Source organism: Rhizobium sp. BE258 (assembly GCF_031457345.1).
Taxonomy (GTDB): domain Bacteria; phylum Pseudomonadota; class Alphaproteobacteria; order Rhizobiales; family Rhizobiaceae; genus Rhizobium.
Window position 1 is genome coordinate 970785 of record NZ_JAVDWL010000002.1, and the last position, 18495, is coordinate 989279.

General features: G+C 60.9%; 20 protein-coding genes. 9 read left to right on the forward strand and 11 right to left on the reverse strand.

From position 1 onward, the window contains the following. The first annotated feature begins 37 nt into the window (after nucleotides 1-37). Together J2X43_RS10085 and J2X43_RS10090 are read left to right on the forward strand one after the other, a co-directional pair. A complete protein-coding gene (locus J2X43_RS10085; RefSeq protein WP_310293633.1) occupies nucleotides 38-1021 on the forward strand; it encodes an oxidoreductase in 984 nt (327 codons plus the stop codon). Between the two features lie 197 nt (nucleotides 1022-1218). Then, nucleotides 1219-1425, forward strand: coding sequence for a hypothetical protein (locus J2X43_RS10090; RefSeq protein WP_112385033.1), 207 nt, complete (start codon nucleotides 1219-1221; stop codon nucleotides 1423-1425). Nucleotides 1426-1503: 78 nt separating this feature from the next. Here J2X43_RS10090 and J2X43_RS10095 read toward each other — a convergent pair whose 3' ends face one another. Next, nucleotides 1504-1857, reverse strand: coding sequence for a helix-turn-helix domain-containing protein (locus tag J2X43_RS10095; protein ID WP_112385032.1), 354 nt, complete (start codon nucleotides 1855-1857; stop codon nucleotides 1504-1506). A gap of 104 nt (nucleotides 1858-1961) precedes the next feature. Beyond that, nucleotides 1962-3005, reverse strand: a complete 1044-nt coding sequence (locus J2X43_RS10100; protein WP_310293636.1) for a SagB/ThcOx family dehydrogenase — start codon at nucleotides 3003-3005, stop codon at nucleotides 1962-1964. Nucleotides 3006-3402: 397 nt separating this feature from the next. Here J2X43_RS10100 and J2X43_RS10105 point away from each other — a divergent pair, with 397 nt between their 5' ends. Continuing rightward, entirely contained in the window at nucleotides 3403-3621 is a 219-nt protein-coding gene (locus J2X43_RS10105) for a hypothetical protein (RefSeq protein ID WP_112385030.1), read from the forward strand. Here the strand turns inward: J2X43_RS10105 and J2X43_RS10110 are convergent. Next, on the reverse strand, nucleotides 3618-4421 hold the full coding sequence (locus tag J2X43_RS10110; RefSeq protein WP_112385029.1) for a helix-turn-helix transcriptional regulator: 804 nt from the start codon (nucleotides 4419-4421) through the stop codon (nucleotides 3618-3620). The genes J2X43_RS10105 and J2X43_RS10110 overlap by 4 nt on opposite strands. Nucleotides 4422-4600: 179 nt before the next feature. Here J2X43_RS10110 and J2X43_RS10115 point away from each other — a divergent pair, with 179 nt between their 5' ends. Together J2X43_RS10115 and J2X43_RS10120 are read left to right on the forward strand one after the other, a co-directional pair. After that, nucleotides 4601-4801 carry a hypothetical protein gene (locus J2X43_RS10115; protein ID WP_310293639.1) on the forward strand — a complete coding sequence of 67 codons (201 nt, stop codon included), beginning with the start codon at nucleotides 4601-4603 and terminating at the stop codon, nucleotides 4799-4801. Nucleotides 4802-4924: 123 nt separating this feature from the next. Then, nucleotides 4925-5713 carry a YdcF family protein gene (locus J2X43_RS10120; RefSeq protein WP_310293640.1) on the forward strand — a complete coding sequence of 263 codons (789 nt, stop codon included), beginning with the start codon at nucleotides 4925-4927 and terminating at the stop codon, nucleotides 5711-5713. A gap of 3 nt (nucleotides 5714-5716) precedes the next feature. Here J2X43_RS10120 and J2X43_RS10125 read toward each other — a convergent pair whose 3' ends face one another. Further along, complete coding sequence (locus J2X43_RS10125; RefSeq protein WP_112385026.1) at nucleotides 5717-6187, reverse strand: hypothetical protein; 471 nt, start codon at nucleotides 6185-6187, stop codon at nucleotides 5717-5719. Between the two features lie 119 nt (nucleotides 6188-6306). On the opposite strand from J2X43_RS10125, the gene J2X43_RS10130 reads away from it, so the two are divergent. Continuing rightward, complete coding sequence (locus J2X43_RS10130; protein ID WP_112514278.1) at nucleotides 6307-6942, forward strand: trimeric intracellular cation channel family protein; 636 nt, start codon at nucleotides 6307-6309, stop codon at nucleotides 6940-6942. Nucleotides 6943-6945: 3 nt separating this feature from the next. Here the strand turns inward: J2X43_RS10130 and irrA are convergent, their stop codons facing one another. Continuing rightward, complete coding sequence (irrA, locus tag J2X43_RS10135; protein ID WP_112385024.1) at nucleotides 6946-7365, reverse strand: iron response transcriptional regulator IrrA; 420 nt, start codon at nucleotides 7363-7365, stop codon at nucleotides 6946-6948. A gap of 299 nt (nucleotides 7366-7664) precedes the next feature. Between irrA and fabA the strand changes: the two genes are divergently transcribed. From fabA to fabI, 3 genes are read left to right on the forward strand one after another with little or no spacing between them, the layout of a single operon-like run. Next, nucleotides 7665-8171, forward strand: a complete 507-nt coding sequence (fabA, locus tag J2X43_RS10140) for a 3-hydroxyacyl-[acyl-carrier-protein] dehydratase FabA (protein WP_112385023.1) — start codon at nucleotides 7665-7667, stop codon at nucleotides 8169-8171. 52 nt (nucleotides 8172-8223) lie between these two features. Then, nucleotides 8224-9447 (forward strand): beta-ketoacyl-ACP synthase I, encoded by a 1224-nt coding sequence (gene fabB / locus J2X43_RS10145; RefSeq protein ID WP_112514280.1) that lies wholly within the window; start codon nucleotides 8224-8226, stop codon nucleotides 9445-9447. Nucleotides 9448-9451: 4 nt separating this feature from the next. Further along, nucleotides 9452-10258, forward strand: a complete 807-nt coding sequence (gene fabI / locus J2X43_RS10150) for an enoyl-ACP reductase FabI (RefSeq protein WP_310293644.1) — start codon at nucleotides 9452-9454, stop codon at nucleotides 10256-10258. 52 nt (nucleotides 10259-10310) lie between these two features. Here fabI and J2X43_RS10155 read toward each other — a convergent pair whose 3' ends face one another. The 6 genes from J2X43_RS10155 to infB all read right to left on the reverse strand — a co-directional run bounded on the left by J2X43_RS10155 (nucleotide 10311) and on the right by infB (nucleotide 18447). Next, a complete protein-coding gene (locus tag J2X43_RS10155) occupies nucleotides 10311-11327 on the reverse strand; it encodes a class I SAM-dependent methyltransferase (protein WP_112385020.1) in 1017 nt (338 codons plus the stop codon). A gap of 75 nt (nucleotides 11328-11402) precedes the next feature. Further along, nucleotides 11403-13541 (reverse strand): polyribonucleotide nucleotidyltransferase, encoded by a 2139-nt coding sequence (gene pnp / locus J2X43_RS10160; protein WP_112385019.1) that lies wholly within the window; start codon nucleotides 13539-13541, stop codon nucleotides 11403-11405. 334 nt (nucleotides 13542-13875) lie between these two features. Further along, on the reverse strand, nucleotides 13876-14145 hold the full coding sequence (gene rpsO / locus J2X43_RS10165; RefSeq protein WP_026283114.1) for a 30S ribosomal protein S15: 270 nt from the start codon (nucleotides 14143-14145) through the stop codon (nucleotides 13876-13878). Between the two features lie 169 nt (nucleotides 14146-14314). Then, nucleotides 14315-15247, reverse strand: a complete 933-nt coding sequence (gene truB, locus J2X43_RS10170) for a tRNA pseudouridine(55) synthase TruB (RefSeq protein WP_112539906.1) — start codon at nucleotides 15245-15247, stop codon at nucleotides 14315-14317. A gap of 12 nt (nucleotides 15248-15259) precedes the next feature. Then, nucleotides 15260-15667 (reverse strand): 30S ribosome-binding factor RbfA, encoded by a 408-nt coding sequence (gene rbfA, locus J2X43_RS10175; protein WP_112385017.1) that lies wholly within the window; start codon nucleotides 15665-15667, stop codon nucleotides 15260-15262. Between the two features lie 74 nt (nucleotides 15668-15741). Then, entirely contained in the window at nucleotides 15742-18447 is a 2706-nt protein-coding gene (gene infB / locus J2X43_RS10180) for a translation initiation factor IF-2 (RefSeq protein ID WP_112385016.1), read from the reverse strand. Between the last annotated feature and the right edge of the window lie 48 nt (nucleotides 18448-18495).

Consider the following 18495-nt stretch of genomic DNA (forward strand, 5'->3'; position numbering starts at 1 on the left):
AATCTATACCGGGCTGCGTTTTAAAAGGAGTTCGTCCATGACGACAGAACAAAAGCCTATCCATTCTGGTTTCGGTAGCAAGACGACAGCGCGAGACGCCTTGGCCGGGATCGACCTCGGCGGCAAGATCGCCATGGTCACCGGCGGCTATTCCGGCATCGGTGTCGAGACGACGCGGGCACTCAGCGAAGCCGGTGCGACAGTCGTCGTCCCGGTCAGGACGCCGTCCAAGGCCGAAGCCAATCTTGCCGGTATCGCAGGGGTCGAGCTCGCGCCGCTCGACCTGCTCGATCCGGCTTCGATCGACCGTTTCGCTGCTGGCTTCTTGGCGAGCGGCAGACCGCTGCATATGCTGATCAACAGCGCCGGCGTCATGGCCTCACCGCTGACGCGTGACAGCCGTGGTTACGAAGTCCAGTTCTCCGCCAACCATCTTGGACATTTCCAGCTAACCGCGCGCCTCTGGCCGGCGCTCGCGAAGGCGAACGGCGCACGGGTCGTGGCGGTCTCCTCACGCGGCCACCGCTTCGCCCCGGTCGATTTCGAGGATCCGAACTTCGAGACCCGCGAATACGACAAGTGGAAAGCCTATGGCCAGTCGAAGACAGCCAATGCGCTCTTTGCCCTTGGTCTCGACAAGCGGGGCGAGGTATCTGGTGTCCGCGCGTTTTCGCTTCACCCCGGCGCCATCATCACGGATCTCGTGCGCCATCTGACTGACGACGATTTCAAGGCCTTCGGCATAACCCGCCATGCCGACGGCGGGATGGACGTCAGCGAAGAGAGCCAGCGCAGTTTCAAGACTGTCGAAGAGGGTGCGGCCACCTCGGTATGGTGCGCAACCAGCCCGAAGCTCGCCGGTCTGGGCGGCGTCTATTGTGAGGACTGCGACATCTCTCCACTGGTCGGGGAAGGCCACACGGGACCTGTCGGGGTCTGGCCGTGGGCCTGCGATGCCGAGGCAGCCGAAAGGCTCTGGACGCTCAGCGAGCGGCTGACAAGCTGCAGCTTTTCGGCGTAGAGGCACGCTTGCTACACGTCCTATAATCAGTCAGAGGCGTTCCATAGCGGCACGGATGCCGTTTCCGTGCCGTTTTGGGACGGCATGAAATGCCCATATGTCGAGCATTAACGCAGGCCCTGAAACGGACTTGCAAGTTCTCTAAATCACTTCAATCTTCTGAACAGAATTGGGGAACGAACCAAAGGGCATTTCACATGACCGCAGCACTTTCCATGTCCGCTCCGGCGGATGATGTCGATGTCCTCGCCGGCGCGCTTTACTCGTGGTGCGCAGAGCGAAACATCAAGCTCCGCAGCCAGCAAGGACTGTCGATCGCCAGCATCGCGATCGATCTCTATCACGCCGGCCACCATACGCAGGATGAACTGCTGACAGCCCTGCATGAATGCGAGCGGCACTAGAAAAAGAAAGCCCGCCGTGAGGCGGGCTAAAGTACCGGGAAACGGTGTGACCCATATCCGCCGGTCGATTGGGGCGGATTACGCCGCCGTCTCATTGCTCATCAAAGTCAGGATAGTCTTGACCGCTTCCTTGCCTGCCGGCGAGTGGAGCTTGTCGTAATGCAGCGCCAGCTGATAGGCCTCCGGGCTCAGCTCGATCTTCTCGGGCTGGCTGGTTTCGGCACCTTCGAAAAGGGCTGAGATTTCGACCCCCAGAAACTGGGCGATCTGATGCAGCTTACTCGCGGAAACGCGGTTCGTGCCTTTCTCATATTTCTGAATCTGCTGGAAGGTCAGGCCGAGGGCCTCACCCAATTCCAGCTGTGAAACGCGGCGTCTGGCACGCAATTGTCTTACGTTGCGACCGACTAGGATATCGACTGGATCCGGCACGTGAGCGATCCCTCATTTAGAAACGATTTGCTCACCATAATATGCCGGGTATTTCAAATATCGCAACCCGCGAGTTGCAAAATTCAACCGACTTTTTTTGGTCTTTACGTTGCGTCAGGCCAACCCAGAGTAAGGGCATAGATCGGCGCATGGGCCGGATTGGCAATTTCGAGCAATTCGCAGATCGCGCTATGGCTGAGTGCGGCTGTCGGGCAGGCCGTCATGCCATGCGCGGTAGCCGCGAGCATGATGTTCTGGCCGATATGTCCCGCTTCGATCATCACCACCCTGTAGGCGTTCGCATCGCTGTATTTCCACATGGTCCGGTCCATATGCGCGACGAGAACGATCATGCAGGGCATGGTATCAGCCCATTCCTGGCCACCGACCAGATCCGACAATGCGGGCGTCGCGGCCGAGACGCGCGCCAACGAATGCTCCAGCGCTGAATAGTGATAGATGCCGGGCTCGAGCCCTTCGACATTCCGGGCAAACACATAGGCTTCATAGGGATTGCGGGCGCCGCCTGACGGGGTCATGCCCAGCGGCAATTCGACGACGGCATTGCGCGCCTTGCCGGTAATGCCGAGACCGGCGAACAGCGCTTCAGAGAGGGCACCGATACCGACGGCCTGCGGCAGGCCCCGGCGCTGCGTCCGGCGGCGCGACATCAGCTGTAGCAAGGTGTTGCCACCGAGCGCCGGCGGCAGCGCGATGACGTCGCTCTTGTCTGCGTTCAGGCTGTAGAGCGCGATCTCGCCCTCAGTGGCAAGCGTCGTGCGCTGCAGATCCTCCGCCTCGTTCAGCGACATGTATTCAGGGTCCTGAACGCAGAAATGCAGCAGCGCCGACGGCACACCCCATTTCCAGTTTTCGGAGAAGGCTTCTTCGCGCGCGTGGAGGGCGGAACCCTCCTCGATGAGCGCCGACATCTCGACCAGCGAGGCGAGCGTCTCGTCCAGTTCTTCGTCGCTATAGCCAGGCGCCTGATCGCGGATTGCAGCGCGATCGCTCCAGGAGGCGAGCGCGCGCAGAAACTCCAGGAGATCAGGGCTGCATTCGAACACAGCCTTGGTGAGAAAGTTGCAGGCGACGAAGGCGTCGCCATCGTTATGAAAAACGAGAGTGCGGGAAGAGCGATAGCGCATCGAATCAGATGCGCCTGCCGCGAGGCTCGCAGCAGGCGCTTATGAACTTAATCAATACGGAACATCATGCCGCGGCTGACAAACGTCGGCTTAGCCTTAACAGGCGTTACCTTGAGGTTCGGCTTCGTCTTGTTCTGCATGATCCATCTCCACGGTTGTATGAACGATCCCCTTGATCGCGGCCGGAGGATGAAACAGCAACCAGAAATATTCAATTAATGCGGAAATATTGTTTTGATACATCAAAGTGATGCATTGCTTCAATTGAAGTCAAAAACAGATAATTGCTGAATTAAATTCGTTATTTTTGTCTTTATACAGAATTATGTAGCCCAAAAAAGAGAACTATGACAATCATGATGTGAGAATAATTCGGTAGGACCGCCGGAGAAGCAGAATGGGCCTTAAAAAGACTGTACAGACCGAAGAAGAGCTGACTTTGGACGATGCCCTCGGTGGATACACCATCGACATGCTGAACACGCTGATCGCACAGAGCAGGAGCGCGAAGCAGCCGATGCTGACCTATCTCCTATCGATGGCATTGATCGAGGCGCACCGGGTCAGCGTTGAACCGGCTGCGGCGACCCACGATATGGGACTGTCGCTGAACTAGGTGAGGTCGCGCGTGACTGCGGAGATGAAGTCGGCGCGCTGCTGAACGATCATATCCCGGACGATCCGGGGCACGGCCTCATCGGTCGTGCGGTAGACCTTGGCGAGCCGCAGTGCGGTTCGCAAGTTGATGCGGCTGTTGAGCGGCACCATGACCACGGCGCTGAATGATGGCCCAGCCGGAGTAAAGATCATCGAGTGGCCGCCAAGCAGCTTGTCGGAGAAGGGCAGCCAGCGCAAACGCATCAGCGTCGGCTCCTGCGTGCCGATCTGGTTTGCGGCAGCAAAGGACAGGCAGTTCAGCCGCTCGACGACAATGCCCTTGTGATCGCCGGTGAACCGCGACCAGTATTCGCCCTTCTTGACGGCCCGATTGGTCAGCCGGCGGAAGGTGGTGGCATTGCCCTGTTTGGCAATAACGACGACCGCGCAGAGCAGGCTGTCCGGCGTACTCGGTATCGTCATATAGGCATGGTAGAGGCCCGGGGCGATCCCGGCGGCCGGATCGGCAAAGAGCAGCGGCTCCAGCGCGTCACGCGCAGCAGAGAGCACGCGTGTGCCCGAAGGACGGCCGTGATCGAGATCGACGGCGATCGGCCGCTGATACATTTCTTCCTCGGTGACATCGAGGTACTGACAGATTTTCTTGACCGAAGCGCGTCCCGGCGCCCGGCGAGCCTGAAGGTAGGATTCGATCTGCGAGCGGCCAATTTCCATGCCGCGCGCGGCAGCGCTGATGCTGCCCGCCTTTGCGAGGCAGAGCCGCCGTAAATTTTCGGCAAAATTCTCAAGTGCAGACATGTCCGCAATGGCTTTCAGGAGATGAGTCGCGCTCAAACTAGCCGCAAGCCAAGCGGAACACAAAGGGGGATAGGCCACAATTTAAGGGCTGATCCGATTGACAGACGGCTGCGTAACGATAGGTAATTTTCGCCGGAGACAAAAAGAGTTTGCCGCCCGATGGAGGCACGATCGCCGCAATGAAATTCGACATTGAATTGCCTGACGCCTTGCCCAGCATCGCAGCCGATGAAACGCAGCGAAATCTTTCCACGATACTTGATGGGCTCGCGGCGCTCCGCTTAAATATTAATCATCAGCCCGAAATTCTTTACTGGATTGAGCGCGCCGTCTTAGAGACAGAGAAACAGCTGCGGATGATCTCTCCTCCTTTCCACTAAATAATTGAATGGACATTGATTTTTCCGCTTACCGCGGTGACGCGACAGTCCCGGTAACGGCGGTCGTTTCCCTGGAAGCCGAATCGCATAGGATGCTGCCGAGTTCGATACCGGGAGCATTTCGTGTTTATCTTCTCCAAGCTTGTCTGGGTTTTCGGCCAGCCGCTGTCCGTTGCCTTCTTCCTTATCGTTCTCGGGCTCCTGGCCCTGGCGCTCCGGCTGCGCAAAAGCGCACTGTTGCTCTCCGGGCTTAGCGCCGTCGTGCTGTTCGTGACGCTTTATACGACGGCCGGCAATTATCTGCTGCAAGGCTTGGAAAACCGTTTCCCCAAACCCGCACAGGACCCGGAAAGCCTGCAATGCATGATCGTGCTTGGCGGTGCCTTCGAGAGCGAAGTCAACACCGCCCGCCACGGGATCGAATTCAGTGCCGCGGCAGACCGCTTTATAGAAGCGCTGAGACTGGCACAGAAATTCCCGCAGTCGCGGATCCTGATTTCGGGCGGAGATGGCTCGATTTCAGGCACCTACGAAGGTGATGCCGCCGCCTCGACGCGCTTTTTCCCGTTGTTCGGCGTACCGCGCGAGCGGCTGGTGGAGGAGACAGCTTCGCGCACGACCTTCGAGAACGCGATGAACACCAAGGATCTGCTTGCACAGAACGGAATTTCGAACTGCCTTCTGATCACCTCCGGATATCACATGCCACGGTCCGTCGGCATTTTCCGCAAGCTCGGCATCGACGTCACGCCCTGGCCCACCGATTTCCGGACGGACGGCGAGGTCCGCCCCGGCATCGACTTTACCCAGCCGAGCCTCAACGCCCAGAACACTTCGACCGCGGTGCGCGAATGGTTTGGCCTCGTGGGCTATTATCTGGCGGGACGAACGTCGGAGCTCTATCCTCGATAACCGCTATTTCTTGGAGATGGTGACGAACTTGGTGCCGCGGACGCGGGCCGTGACGATGCAGGGGTCACCTTCCGTGCGGTCGCAGAAGCGTGGATGCATCTTCATGGCCAGCACCATGTTGCCGAAGCGCTGGACGAAATCGTAGCCATAGATCTGCGCCGTCGCGATCATGAAGTAGCCGCCTTCGGCGACCTGGAGATAGAAATTGTAGGGGCAGCCGTCGTCGTTGCACTGCGGGCCCTTCTCGCCGTCGCAGGTCAGCTCGCCTTCATTGACGACCGCATCGATGAGGCCATCGTTGTTGATATCGAGGCGCTTGACGTAGCCCTCGCCGAATTCGGCTTTGGTGCACTGCTCGGTGAAGTGCTTCTTCTCGTAGATCTCCGGATCGGAGAGCAGCGACTGCTGGGCGAAGGCGGCGGCCGGGACCACGAGCAGCGCAACGAGATTGACGGCGATGAGAAGCGCTTTCACGGCTTTCCTCTTTCTGGCGGATAAGGGCACTGACAGTCGCGCATTCTGAACGCCCCGCCTTGCGCCGCCCTTGCCGCCGTGATTCAGTCTCGGCACGATCGCCGCTCCAAGGACCTCTGATGTCGCTGCTCGTCTATCTCGATTATGCAGGCATTGCGCTTTTTGCGGCAACCGGCGCGCTCGCCGCCTCGCGCAAGCAGCTTGATCTCATCGGCTTCCTGTTCTTCGCGACCGTGACCGGCATTGGCGGCGGTACGGTGCGCGATATCGTGCTCGGCCGCGTTCCGGTCTTCTGGGTGCTGAACCCGGCCTATATCGTCATCTGCTGCGTCACCGGCGTGGTGGTGTTCTTTACCGCCCACCTTGTCGAGTCCCGTTACCGGCTGCTGATCTGGCTCGATGCCATCGGGCTGTCTGCCTATTGCGTCATGGGCGCTGCGAAAGGATTGGCGGCGACAGGATCCCCAACCATCGCGATCGTGACGGGAACACTGACGGCGACCTTCGGCGGCGTACTGCGCGATCTGATGGCAAACGAGCCTTCCGTACTGCTGCGTCCCGAGATCTACATCACTGCGGCGCTGATCGGTGCCGGCGTCTTTACCGGTGCGACGGAATTCGGCGTGCCGCTCTACGCGGCATCAGCGCTCGGCGCAGCGGCAGCCTTCGCAATCCGCGGCGGCGCACTGTGGTTCGGATGGACCTTCCCGACCTACAAGCACAGGCCCGGCCGCCATCCCGATGATGTGATGTGACGTTTAGCGGCTCTTCGGGCGCAGGCGGATCACCACGTCGACATGGGCGATTTCCATGCCCTCAGGCGGCTCCGGCAGATTGCCGATGGTGAGATTGCTGACCGGGATATCCAGAACGTCGTTTTCACCCTCGACAAAGAAATGATGGTGATCGGAGACGTTTGTATCGAAATAGGTCTTGGCGCTTTCGACCGCGAGAACGCGGATCATGCCGGCCTCGGTAAACTGGTGCAGCGTGTTGTAGACGGTCGCCAGCGATACCGGCACACCGGCCACCACGGCTTCCTCGTGCAGTTCTTCGACGGTCAGGTGACGATCGCCCTTGGCGAACAGCAGATCACCGAGGGCAACGCGCTGGCGCGTCGGGCGAAGGCCGGCGCTGCGCAGTCTCGCTTCGATACCGATCGGGGCTTCAGCCGCCATGAAGGAAGAACTCCGTTTAATTCTAGCATCAACTAATCAAGTTTCCTAAGCCATATAACTTTTGCGCAAAAGCCTTTCAATAGTTTCAATGGGGACAATAGGGGCGGAAATGCCTTAAAATCCGGCCTTTGGCGCATTTAGGTCTGGCCGCGGCCTTGGCCTTCCTGTATGCGACCACCAAATAAGGCAGATCGCTGGTCCGGCGCGGAATGGTAGGCAGCCATGCTTATGCTTCATTTTCCGAAGAACTTGGACTAACACTCAATCCATCAGCACGTTGCGGGGGACCCAGACTTTTCATGACGACGAGACAATCCAGCTTCAACTATGAGGAAATCCTGTCCTGCGGCCGTGGCGAGCTGTTTGGCCCCGGCAATGCGCAGCTTCCCTTGCCGCCGATGCTGATGGTCCACCGCATTACCGATATCTCCGAAACCGGCGGAGCGTTCGACAAGGGTTACATTCGCGCCGAATATGACGTGCGCCCCGACGACTGGTACTTCCCCTGCCACTTCCAGGGTAACCCGATCATGCCGGGTTGCCTCGGCCTTGACGGCATGTGGCAGCTGACGGGCTTCTTCCTCGGCTGGCTCGGCGAGCCCGGCCGCGGCATGGCGCTCTCCACCGGCGAAGTGAAGTTCAAGGGCATGGTCCGTCCGGAAACCAAGCTTCTCGAATACGGCATCGACTTCAAGCGCGTCATGCGCGGCCGCCTCGTCCTCGGCACTGCCGATGGCTGGCTGAAGGCCGACGGCGAAGTGATCTACCAGGCGAGCGACCTGCGCGTCGGCCTGTCGAAAGCCTGAACCGCGGCAAGACCGCTCCAAATACAAAGACGTTATAGAAGAGGTCATCGACATGAGACGGGTTGTTGTCACAGGTCTGGGTATCGTTTCTTCCATCGGTAATGATGCACAGGAAGTCACCGCGTCGCTGCGCGAAGCCAAGTCCGGCATTTCGTTTTCCAACGATTTTGCCGAGCATGGCTTCAAGTGCCAGGTTTGGGGTTCGCCCAAGATCGACGTGACTGAACTCGTCGATCGCCGCGCGGCTCGCTTCCTATCGCAGGGCGGCATGTGGAACCACGTCGCCATGAAACAGGCGATCGCCGATTCCGGCCTCGAAGACGCCGATATCGGAGGCAACGAGCGCACCGGCATTATCATGGGTTCGGGCGGCCCCTCCACCCGCACGCTGATCGAAGCGGCCGACATCACCATCAAGAACAACAGCCCGAAGCGCATCGGCCCGTTTGCCGTTCCGAAGGCGATGTCCTCGACGGCTTCGGCGACGCTCGCCACCTGGTTCAAGATCCACGGCGTCAACTACTCGATCTCGTCGGCCTGCTCGACCTCGGCACATTGCATCGGCAACGCGGCTGAAATGATCCAGTGGGGCAAGCAGGACATCATGTTCGCCGGCGGTCACGAAGACCTCGACTGGACGATGTCGAACCTCTTCGACGCCATGGGCGCGATGTCTTCCAAGTACAACGACACGCCGGATACCGCTTCGCGCGCCTATGACGTTAGCCGTGACGGCTTCGTCATCGCTGGTGGTGCCGGCGTCCTGGTTCTCGAAGAACTCGAGCATGCCAAGGCCCGCGGCGCCAAGATCTACGCCGAAATCGTCGGCTACGGCGCGACCTCCGACGGCTACGACATGGTCGCTCCGTCGGGCGAAGGCGCGATCCGCTGCATGCGCCAGGCGCTGGCGACGGTGAAGGGCAGCGTCGATTACGTCAACACGCACGGTACTTCGACGCCGGTTGGCGACTCGAAGGAAATCGGCGCGATCCGCGAAGTCTTCGGCGACAAGATCCCGCACATCCAGTCGACCAAGTCGCTGACCGGTCACTCGCTGGGTGCTGCCGGCGTTCAGGAATCGATCTACTCGCTGCTGATGATGCAGGCGGGCTTCATCGGCGAAAGCGCCCATATCAAGGAACTCGACCCCGAGTTCGACGGCGTGCCGATCGTTCGCAAGCGCATCGACGACGCCAAGATCGACATTGCCCTTTCCAACTCCTTCGGCTTCGGCGGCACCAACGCTACGCTCGTCTTCCAGCGCTACAACGGATAATACCATGACGGGAATAATGCAGGGTAAGCGCGGCCTCATCATGGGCGTCGCAAACAACCATTCGATTGCCTGGGGCATTTCGAAGGCGCTGGCCGCGCAGGGCGCCGAGCTCGCCTTCACCTTCCAGGGTGAGGCGCTCGGCAAGCGGGTCAAGCCGCTCGCAGCCGAAACCGGCTCGGATTTCGTGCTGCATTGCGATGTCGAGGACACAGCATCGGTCGATGCCGTGGTGGACTCGATCAAGGAGCGCTGGGGCAAGCTGGACTTCATCGTTCACGCCATCGGCTTCTCCGACAAGAACGAGCTGAAGGGCCTCTATGCCGACACCACGCGCGACAATTTCAGCCGCACGATGGTGATCTCCTGTTTCTCCTTCACCGAGATCGCCAAGCGCTGCGCGCCGCTGATGGCCGACGGCGGCTCGATGCTGACGCTGACCTATAACGGCTCGACACGCGTCATCCCGAACTACAATGTCATGGGTGTCGCCAAGGCGGCTCTGGAAGCCTCCGTACGCTACCTGGCGGCCGATTACGGCCCGCGCGGCATCCGCGTCAACGCCATCTCCGCAGGCCCGATCCGCACGCTCGCCGGCGCCGGCATTTCCGACGCCCGCGCGATCCTGTCGTGGAACCAGCAGAACGCGCCGCTGCGCAAGACCGTCAGCATCGACCATGTCGGCAATTCGGCACTCTACCTGCTGTCTGACATGTCGGCCGGCGTCACCGGCGAAATCCACTTCGTCGACGCAGGCTTCAACATCACCTCGATGCCGACGCTGGACGCACTTCGGACGGCCGACGTCGAGTAAGATCAGCTACAAATAACCCGGATATGAAAAAGGCGGCCAGTGGCCGCCTTTCTTATTTCTTCGCCCAAAGAACCTTGAAGCGGGCGTTGCGGCAGGTTTCGCCGCTTTCCCGGAAGTTTGCCGCCAGCACCGGCTCATAAGGCAGGCCGCGATTGGCGACGATGAGCAGGCGGCCGCCGCCGCGTAGCGCCGAAGCTGCGGTCTTGATCATCGCCTGGCCGAGCGAAGGCTCGGCTGCGTGGCCCTCATGGAAGGGTGGGTTCATGATGACGAGGTCGTACTTGTCCTTGACCGGTTCGCCCGCCAGATCGTGCCAGAAGAAGCGCGCCGGTGCGTTCGGGCAGTTCTCTGCCAGATTGTCCTTTGCGGCCTCCAGCGAGGCGTGGTTGGCCTCATAGAGGTCGATGCGTGCGAGCTTCGGTGAGTGCGCGATGAGTTCGGCGGAGAGATATCCCCAGCCGGCGCCGAAATCGGCGGCATCGCCGGTGAAATCGGTCGGCAGGCGCGAGGCGAGCAGCTCGGAACCATCGTCGATCCGGTCATGTGAGAACATTCCAGGCGAAGCGATGAAGCGGCCGTCGACGCGAACCGGCGCCTTGGCGAATTTTGACACGGCTTCGCTGACATCGTCAGGACGGACGAACCAGAAAGCGACGCCGTGATATTTCGGCATGTGCTCGATATCGAAGCCGAAGCCGTCCATGCGCTTGCGCAGCGGCTGGATGCCGTCTTCCTTGCCACCGGCGACGACAATCAGACCGCCTGATTTCACGCGCGACAGGGCGGCGGCGATATTCGCCTCGTTCTCGCCCTTGTGCTTGGTGCAGAGTACCAGGGCCGCATCATAGTCCTCGCCCTCGATCTCAGGCGTGGTTTCGATGCGCTGCGCCTGCAGCTGCCGGTATAGCGGACGGAAGCCCTGTACGGCGCTCAGCGAGGCGGCAAAGCCCTCCGGCAGGGCAAAGCCTGCCTCGGCGCCCAGGAACAGCACGCGCTGCCCCTCGCCCGGCGCATCGACGGTGCCGCTGGCAAAGGGGTGGAACAGGGTTTTCAGCGTTTCGCGGCTCATGGGCTCATCTCGTCTTCGAATACAAAAAGGGCGCGGAAACAGTCCCGCGCCCATGAAGTTCTGGAAAGGCGCAGCTTATTCGGCTGCTTCTTCCTTCTTCTTGTCGGCAGGGATTTCCTGGCCGGTTTCCTGATCGACGACCTTCATCGACAGGCGGACCTTGCCGCGCTCGTCGAAGCCGAGGAGCTTGACCCAGACCTTCTGGCCTTCCTTGACGACGTCCTGCGTCTTGGCAACGCGCTCGGAAGCGAGCTGCGAGATGTGGACGAGACCGTCACGGGCGCCGAAGAAGTTGACGAAAGCACCGAAGTCGGCGGTCTTGACGACCGTGCCTTCGTAGATGACGCCGATTTCCGGCTCGGCAACGATCGAGTGGATCCACTTGCGGGCCGCTTCGATTTCCTTGCCGGACGAAGAAGCGATCTTCACCGTGCCGTCGTCTTCGATGTTGATCTTGGCGCCGGTCTTTTCGACGATTTCGCGGATGACCTTGCCGCCGGAGCCGATGACTTCACGGATCTTGTCGACCGGGATGTTCATGACTTCGATGCGCGGTGCGAATTCGCCGAGCTGGCCGCGGCTCTCGGTGATGGCCTTGGCCATTTCGCCGAGGATGTGCGTGCGTCCGCCCTGTGCCTGGCCGAGAGCGACCTTCATGATCTCTTCGGTAATGCCGGCGATCTTGATGTCCATCTGCAGCGAGGTGATGCCGTCGGCGGTACCGGCGACCTTGAAGTCCATGTCGCCGAGATGATCTTCGTCACCGAGAATGTCGGAGAGAACGGCGAAGCGATCGCCTTCGAGGATCAGGCCCATCGCGATACCGGCAACCGGCTTGGCCAGCGGAACGCCGGCGTCCATCAGAGCGAGCGAGGTGCCGCAAACGGTTGCCATTGAGGACGAGCCGTTGGACTCGGTGATTTCCGATACAACGCGCAGCGTGTAGGGGAACTGTTCAGCCGAAGGAAGCATCGGGCGGATAGCGCGCCATGCGAGCTTGCCGTGACCGATTTCGCGGCGGCCCGGGGAGCCCATGCGGCCGGTTTCGCCAACCGAGTAGGGAGGGAAGTTGTAATGGAGCAGGAAGCGCTCCTTGTACATGCCGGTCAGGCTGTCGACATACTGTTCGTCTTCGCCGGTGCCGAGCGTGGCAACGACGATCGCCTGCGTTTCACCACGGGTGAAGAGAGCCGAACCGTGGGTGCGCGGCAGCAGGCCGACTTCCGAAACGATCGCACGAACGGTCGACAGATCGCGGCCATCGATGCGGCTCTTGGTGTCGAGAATGTTCCAGCGAACGATCTTCGCCTGCAGATGCTTGAAGGTCGCGCCGATGACTTCGGCAGTGTACTTCGGCTCGACGCCTTCCGGGAAGAAGTGAGCCTTGACCTTTGCCTTCACGGCATCGACGGCTGCGTAGCGTTCAGCCTTCTGGGTGTTCTTGTAGGCGACGCGCAGTTCGGCTTCGAAATGCTTCAGCATTTCGGCTTCGAGCTCGGAATGATCTTCCGGCTGGAAATCGCGCGGTTCCTTGGCAGCAACTTCGGCGAGCTTGATGATCGCGTCGAGAACCGGCTGGAAGCCGCGGTGGCCGAACATGACGGCGCCGAGCATGACTTCTTCGTTGAGTTCCTTGGCTTCCGATTCAACCATCAGAACGGCATCGTGCGTACCGGCAACGACGAGGTCGAGAACGGACTCTTCCATTTCGTCGAGATGCGGGTTGAGGACGTATTCGCCGTTGATGTAGCCGACGCGTGCGCCGCCGACCGGGCCCATGAACGGAACGCCAGACAGCGTCAGGGCTGCCGAGGTGGCAACCATCGACAGGATGTCGGGGTTGTTTTCAAGGTCGTGCTGGATGACTGTGACGACGACCTGGGTGTCGTTCTTGTAGCCTTCAGGGAAGAGCGGGCGGATCGGGCGGTCGATCAGGCGGGAAACGAGCGTTTCGTTTTCCGACGGACGACCTTCGCGCTTGAAGTAGCCGCCGGGGATCTTGCCGGCTGCGTAGGTCTTTTCCTGGTAGTTGACGGTGAGCGGAAAGAAATCCTGGCCCGGCTTCGGCGACTTGGCGGAAACAACGGTCGCGAGAACGACGGTTTCACCGTAGGTCGCGAGAACGGCGCCATCAGCCTGACGGGCGATCTTGCCGGTTTCGAGCTTCAGCGGGCGGCCTGCCCACTCGATTTCCACGCTATGGGTATCGAACATATGTCTTGTCCTTCAATGCGGGAACAGGCGCCACGACCCTTTCAAGGCACAGCGCGCGATCGACCGCAATTATGTGACACATCATGGGCAAGACAACGGGAGGCTTTGCGGCTGCGGCTTTCGAGAAAGCCGGGCCAAGGTTCCGTACCTTGGCCGGAAAGCATCCGGCAATCCTGCCCCATGACAGGTCAACGGTTGTTCTGGCAAAACCGGCCCATCCGGGTCTGCCTCAGTTCCACCCCATGAAAAAATCAAATGCGGTGGTCAATCTCTGGGGCTTTCCAACCCCGAATAAGCAACCGGCGAGCGCCCGAAGAGCGCCCGCCGGAAAACCTTAGCGACGGATACCCAGGCTGGTGATCAGCTTGGTGTAACGGCCTTCGTTCTTCTTCTTGAGGTAGTCGAGAAGCGAACGGCGGCTCGAAACCATCGTCAGCAGGCCACGGCGGGAATGGTTATCCTTCTTGTGGCCCTTGAAGTGTTCCGTGAGGTTGTTGATCCGCTCGGTCAGGATCGCAACCTGGACTTCCGGAGAACCGGTGTCGCCTTCGAACGTTGCGTATTCCTTGATGAGGGCGGTCTTGCGCTCAGCAGTAATCGACATCGGATGTTCCTTTCGATGAGAGGAGATAAGGTCGCCAAAAGCCGGGATGTCGTCCAGCTTTGGCCGCAAAAGCATTCAGGCCTGCCTGATGCTGGCGCTGCCTATAGACCATTCAGACGGCAAAGGGAAGAGGCATGACCGGCAGGCCTGCGGCGCGCCGGTCGCGTCGTCAGACGAAGACGCGCTTCGGGCGGAATTCGCCCTCGCCGATCTCGCCGATGGCGATCAGCTTCCCGCGCGCCGTCGCATAGGCTTCGCTCTCGGTGATCGGGGCGTCACGGCCGCGCACGAGGATCGGGTTGCCCATCTTCAGACGGTGCGCCTGATCGTCGTTGACGGCCAGATGCGGCAGGGAAGACAGCGCTTCGCTGGTGTCGATGAGCAGCGCATCGAGAGCTGCCAGCCGCTCGTCCTGATCCTCGATCGCCTCAAGGGCGACGAGCTCGGAAAGCGGGATCATGCTGTCTTCGGGAAACGGCGCGACAAATGTCCGGCGCAGGCCGGAGACGTGGCCGTAGCAGCCAAGGTCGCGGCCGAAATCGCGGGCCAAGGCGCGAACATAGGTACCCTTGCCGCATTCGACTTCGAAATGCGCCGTGCTGGCATCCGGGCAGGAGAGCAGCGTCAGGCGGAAGATCTCGACCTCGCGCGACGGAATCTCGACGGCTTCGCCCTCGCGGGCCAGATCATAGGCGCGCTCGCCGGCGATCTTGATTGCCGAGAACTGCGGCGGCACCTGGCTGATGACGCCGGTATAATTCGGCAGAAGCGCCAGGATATCACCCTCGGCCGGACGCTTGTCCGAGCTCTGCGTGACTTCGCCCTCGAGATCGTCGGTGGCGCGTTCTTCGCCCCAGGTGACCGAGAATTCGTAGATCTTGCGGCCATCCATGACATAGGGGACCGTCTTCGTCGCATCGCCGAGAGCGATCGGCAGCATGCCCGAGGCCAACGGGTCGAGCGTGCCGGCGTGGCCGCATTTCTGCGCCTTGAACAGCCACTTGATCTTGGAAACGGCTTCCGTCGAGCCGAAATCCACCGGCTTGTCGAGGATCAGCCAGCCGGAAACCGGGCGGCCCTTGGGTTTGCGTGGTTTGGACATTCTTTTCTTCTGTTATTCGCCGTCTTTGCCGTCATCGAGATCGCGAACGACCTCGGGCGAACGCAGGAGCTCATCGATCTTCTTGTAATTGTCGAAGCTCGTGTCGTCGCGGAAGCGGACTTCAGGCATGTATTTCATCTGGCGCAGCTGTGCGCCGAGGCGGCCACGGATGTATTTCGCATTCTTGTTCAGCGCTGCGATGACCGTGTCGTGATCGGCGACGCCAAGCGGCGTGACGAAAGCGGTCGCGATCTTCAGATCGGGCGACATACGCACTTCGGAGATCGAGATGACGGTCTTTTCGATCACGTCGTCACGCACTTCGCCGCGCTGCAGAACCTGGGTGATCGCTGCGCGCACCTGTTCGCCGACGCGCAGCATGCGCTGCGAAGGTGCGGAGGTTGTCGGTCTTGTTGCCATTTTTCTTTGCCTCAAAAGGTTCGGGCGCCGGCCTTAGATGATCCGGCGCCCGTCCAAGATACAGATCCGCGCGATCAGAGCGAGCGGGTGATATGCTCGACGCGGAAGCATTCGATGACATCGCCTGCGCGGATGTCTTCGTAGTTCTCGAAGGCCATACCGCATTCCTGACCGACCGGCACTTCGGAGACTTCGTCCTTGAAGCGCTTGAGCGTCTTGAGCTTGCCTTCGTGGATGACGACGTTGTCGCGGATGAGGCGCACGCCTGCACCACGCTCGACCTTGCCTTCGGTGACGCGGCAACCCGCGACCTTGCCTGTTTTGGTGATGTTGAACACCTCGAGGATCTCGGCATTGCCGAGGAAGGTCTCGCGGCGCTCCGGCGACAGCAGGCCCGACATCGCTGCCTTCACGTCATCCACGAGATCGTAGATGATGTTGTAGTAGCGGATCTCGATGCCGCCACGCTCGGCAGCGGTCCGTGCCTGTGCATTGGCGCGAACGTTGAAGCCGATGATCGCCGCGTCGGAGGATTCCGCAAGCGCGATATCCGACTCGGTGATGGCACCAGCACCCGAATGAACGATGCGAGCCCGAACTTCGTCGGTACCGAGCTTGTCGAGAGCACCGATGATGGCTTCGATGGAACCCTGAACGTCACCCTTGATGACAAGCGGGAATTCCTTGTAGCCGGTATTCTGCAGCTTGCTCATCATCTGTTCGAGCGAACCGCGCTGGCCGGACTGGCGGGCAGCTGCCTTGTCGCGCGCCAGACGCTGGCGGTACTCGGAAATTTCGCGGGCACGGGCTTCGTTCTCGACGACGGCAAACTTGTCGCCTGCAGCAGGCGTGCCGGAAAGACCGAGCACTTCGACCGGGGTTGCCGGACCCGCTTCCTTGACATGGTCGCCCTTGTCGGTGACGAGCGCGCGGACGCGGCCCCACTGATCGCCGGCAACGATGATCTGGCCTGGCTTCAGCGTGCCCTTCTGGACGAGAACGGTCGCGACCGCACCACGGCCACGATCGAGCTGAGCTTCGATGACGGTGCCTTCAGCGGTCCGGGTCGGATCGGCCTTGAGGTCGAGAATTTCGGCCTGCAGCAGGACGGCCTCGAGCAGCTTGTCGAGGTTCGTCTTGTTCTTGGCCGAAACTTCGACGTCGAGAACTTCACCGCCCAGCGATTCCACGAAGACTTCGTGCTGCAGAAGCTGCTGGCGGACCTTGTCCGGCTTGGCCTCGTGCTTGTCGATCTTGTTGATCGCCACGATGATCGGAACACCGGCCGCCTTGGCGTGATTGATGGATTCGATCGTCTGCGGCATGACGCTGTCGTCGGCCGCAACCACCAGGATCGCGATGTCCGTTGCCTGCGCACCACGGGCACGCATGGCCGTGAAGGCGGCGTGGCCGGGCGTGTCGATGAAGGTGATCTTCTGGCCGTTCTGTTCAACCTGATAGGCACCGATATGCTGGGTGATGCCACCGGCTTCGCCAGAGACGACGTTCGCCTGACGGATGGCGTCGAGCAGCGAGGTCTTGCCGTGGTCGACGTGACCCATGATGGTGACGACAGGCGGACGCGAAACCATTTCACCAGCATCGTCGGCCTTGTCGAAGATACCTTCTTCAACGTCGGATTCCGAAACGCGCTTGACGGTGTGGCCGAATTCGCCGGCGATCAGTTCAGCGAGGTCGGCGTCGATGACGTCGCCCGGCTTCATCATCTGGCCTTCCTTCATCAGGTACTTGATAACGTCGACGGCGCGTTCAGACATACGCTGCGACAGTTCCTGAATGGTGATGGTCTCAGGCAGAATGACCTCGCGCATAACCTTTTCGCGGGTTTCCTGCATCTGGCTGCGGCGGAACTTTTCCTGACGGCGGCGCATGGCAGCCATAGAGCGGCCGCGCGCGCCTTCGTCGTCGACGCCCGCAGTACCGATCGTCAGCTTGCCGCGACGGCGGTCTTCCTCGCCCTTCGGACGGGTGGTGACCGGCTTTGCTGGCTCCGGACGCACGACGCGGCCACGAACCGGGCCACCGCGTGCAGCACCGCCGCGATCGTCTTCTTCGCCTTCACGGCGGCCGCGAGCCGCTGCCGGAGCAGCAGATCCGGGACGCGCAGCGCCAGGTGCCGGGGCGGCATCGGGGCGGCGGGCAGCCGGTGCGGACGGCTGAGCCGAACGGGCCTGAACGGGCGCTGCAGCCGGTGCCGGAGCAGGGGCTTCAACAACCGGAGGCGCCGGCGGACGGGCAGCTTCTTCGGCGGCGCGGCGCGCAGCCTCTTCGGCTTCCGCAGCCTGACGGGCAGCTTCTTCTACAGCGCGGCGCTTGTCTTCCTCGACGCGGCGGGCCGCATCTTCGGCTTCGCGAACCTGCGCCATGGCAAGTGCACGGCGGCGCGCATCCATTTCTTCCGGCGACAGGTGGTTCAGCACCACCGGACGCGGACGGTCCTGCTGGCGCGGAGAATGCTGCGACGGCTGAGAGTTGCCACCTGGCTGCTGGATACGCGGTGCCGGTGTCTGCTGCTGCGGACGTGCCTGGACTGGTGCTGGTGCAGGCTCGGCAGCGCGGGGCGCCACCGGAGCAGGTGCGACCGGACGTTCGTCTTCGGGGCGCATCGGACGCCGCTTACGGGTCTCGACGACGACCGCTTTTGTGCGACCGCGACCCATATCCTGGCGCACGGTGCCCTGGCTTATCCCCGACGGTTTCAGGGTCAGCGTCTTCTTGCCCGTTGCACCAAGTGTCTTGTCGTCATTGCTATCGGTCATTCGTTCCCGTTCCTTCGGACAGGGAGCGATGACGTCATCAGTCCCTGT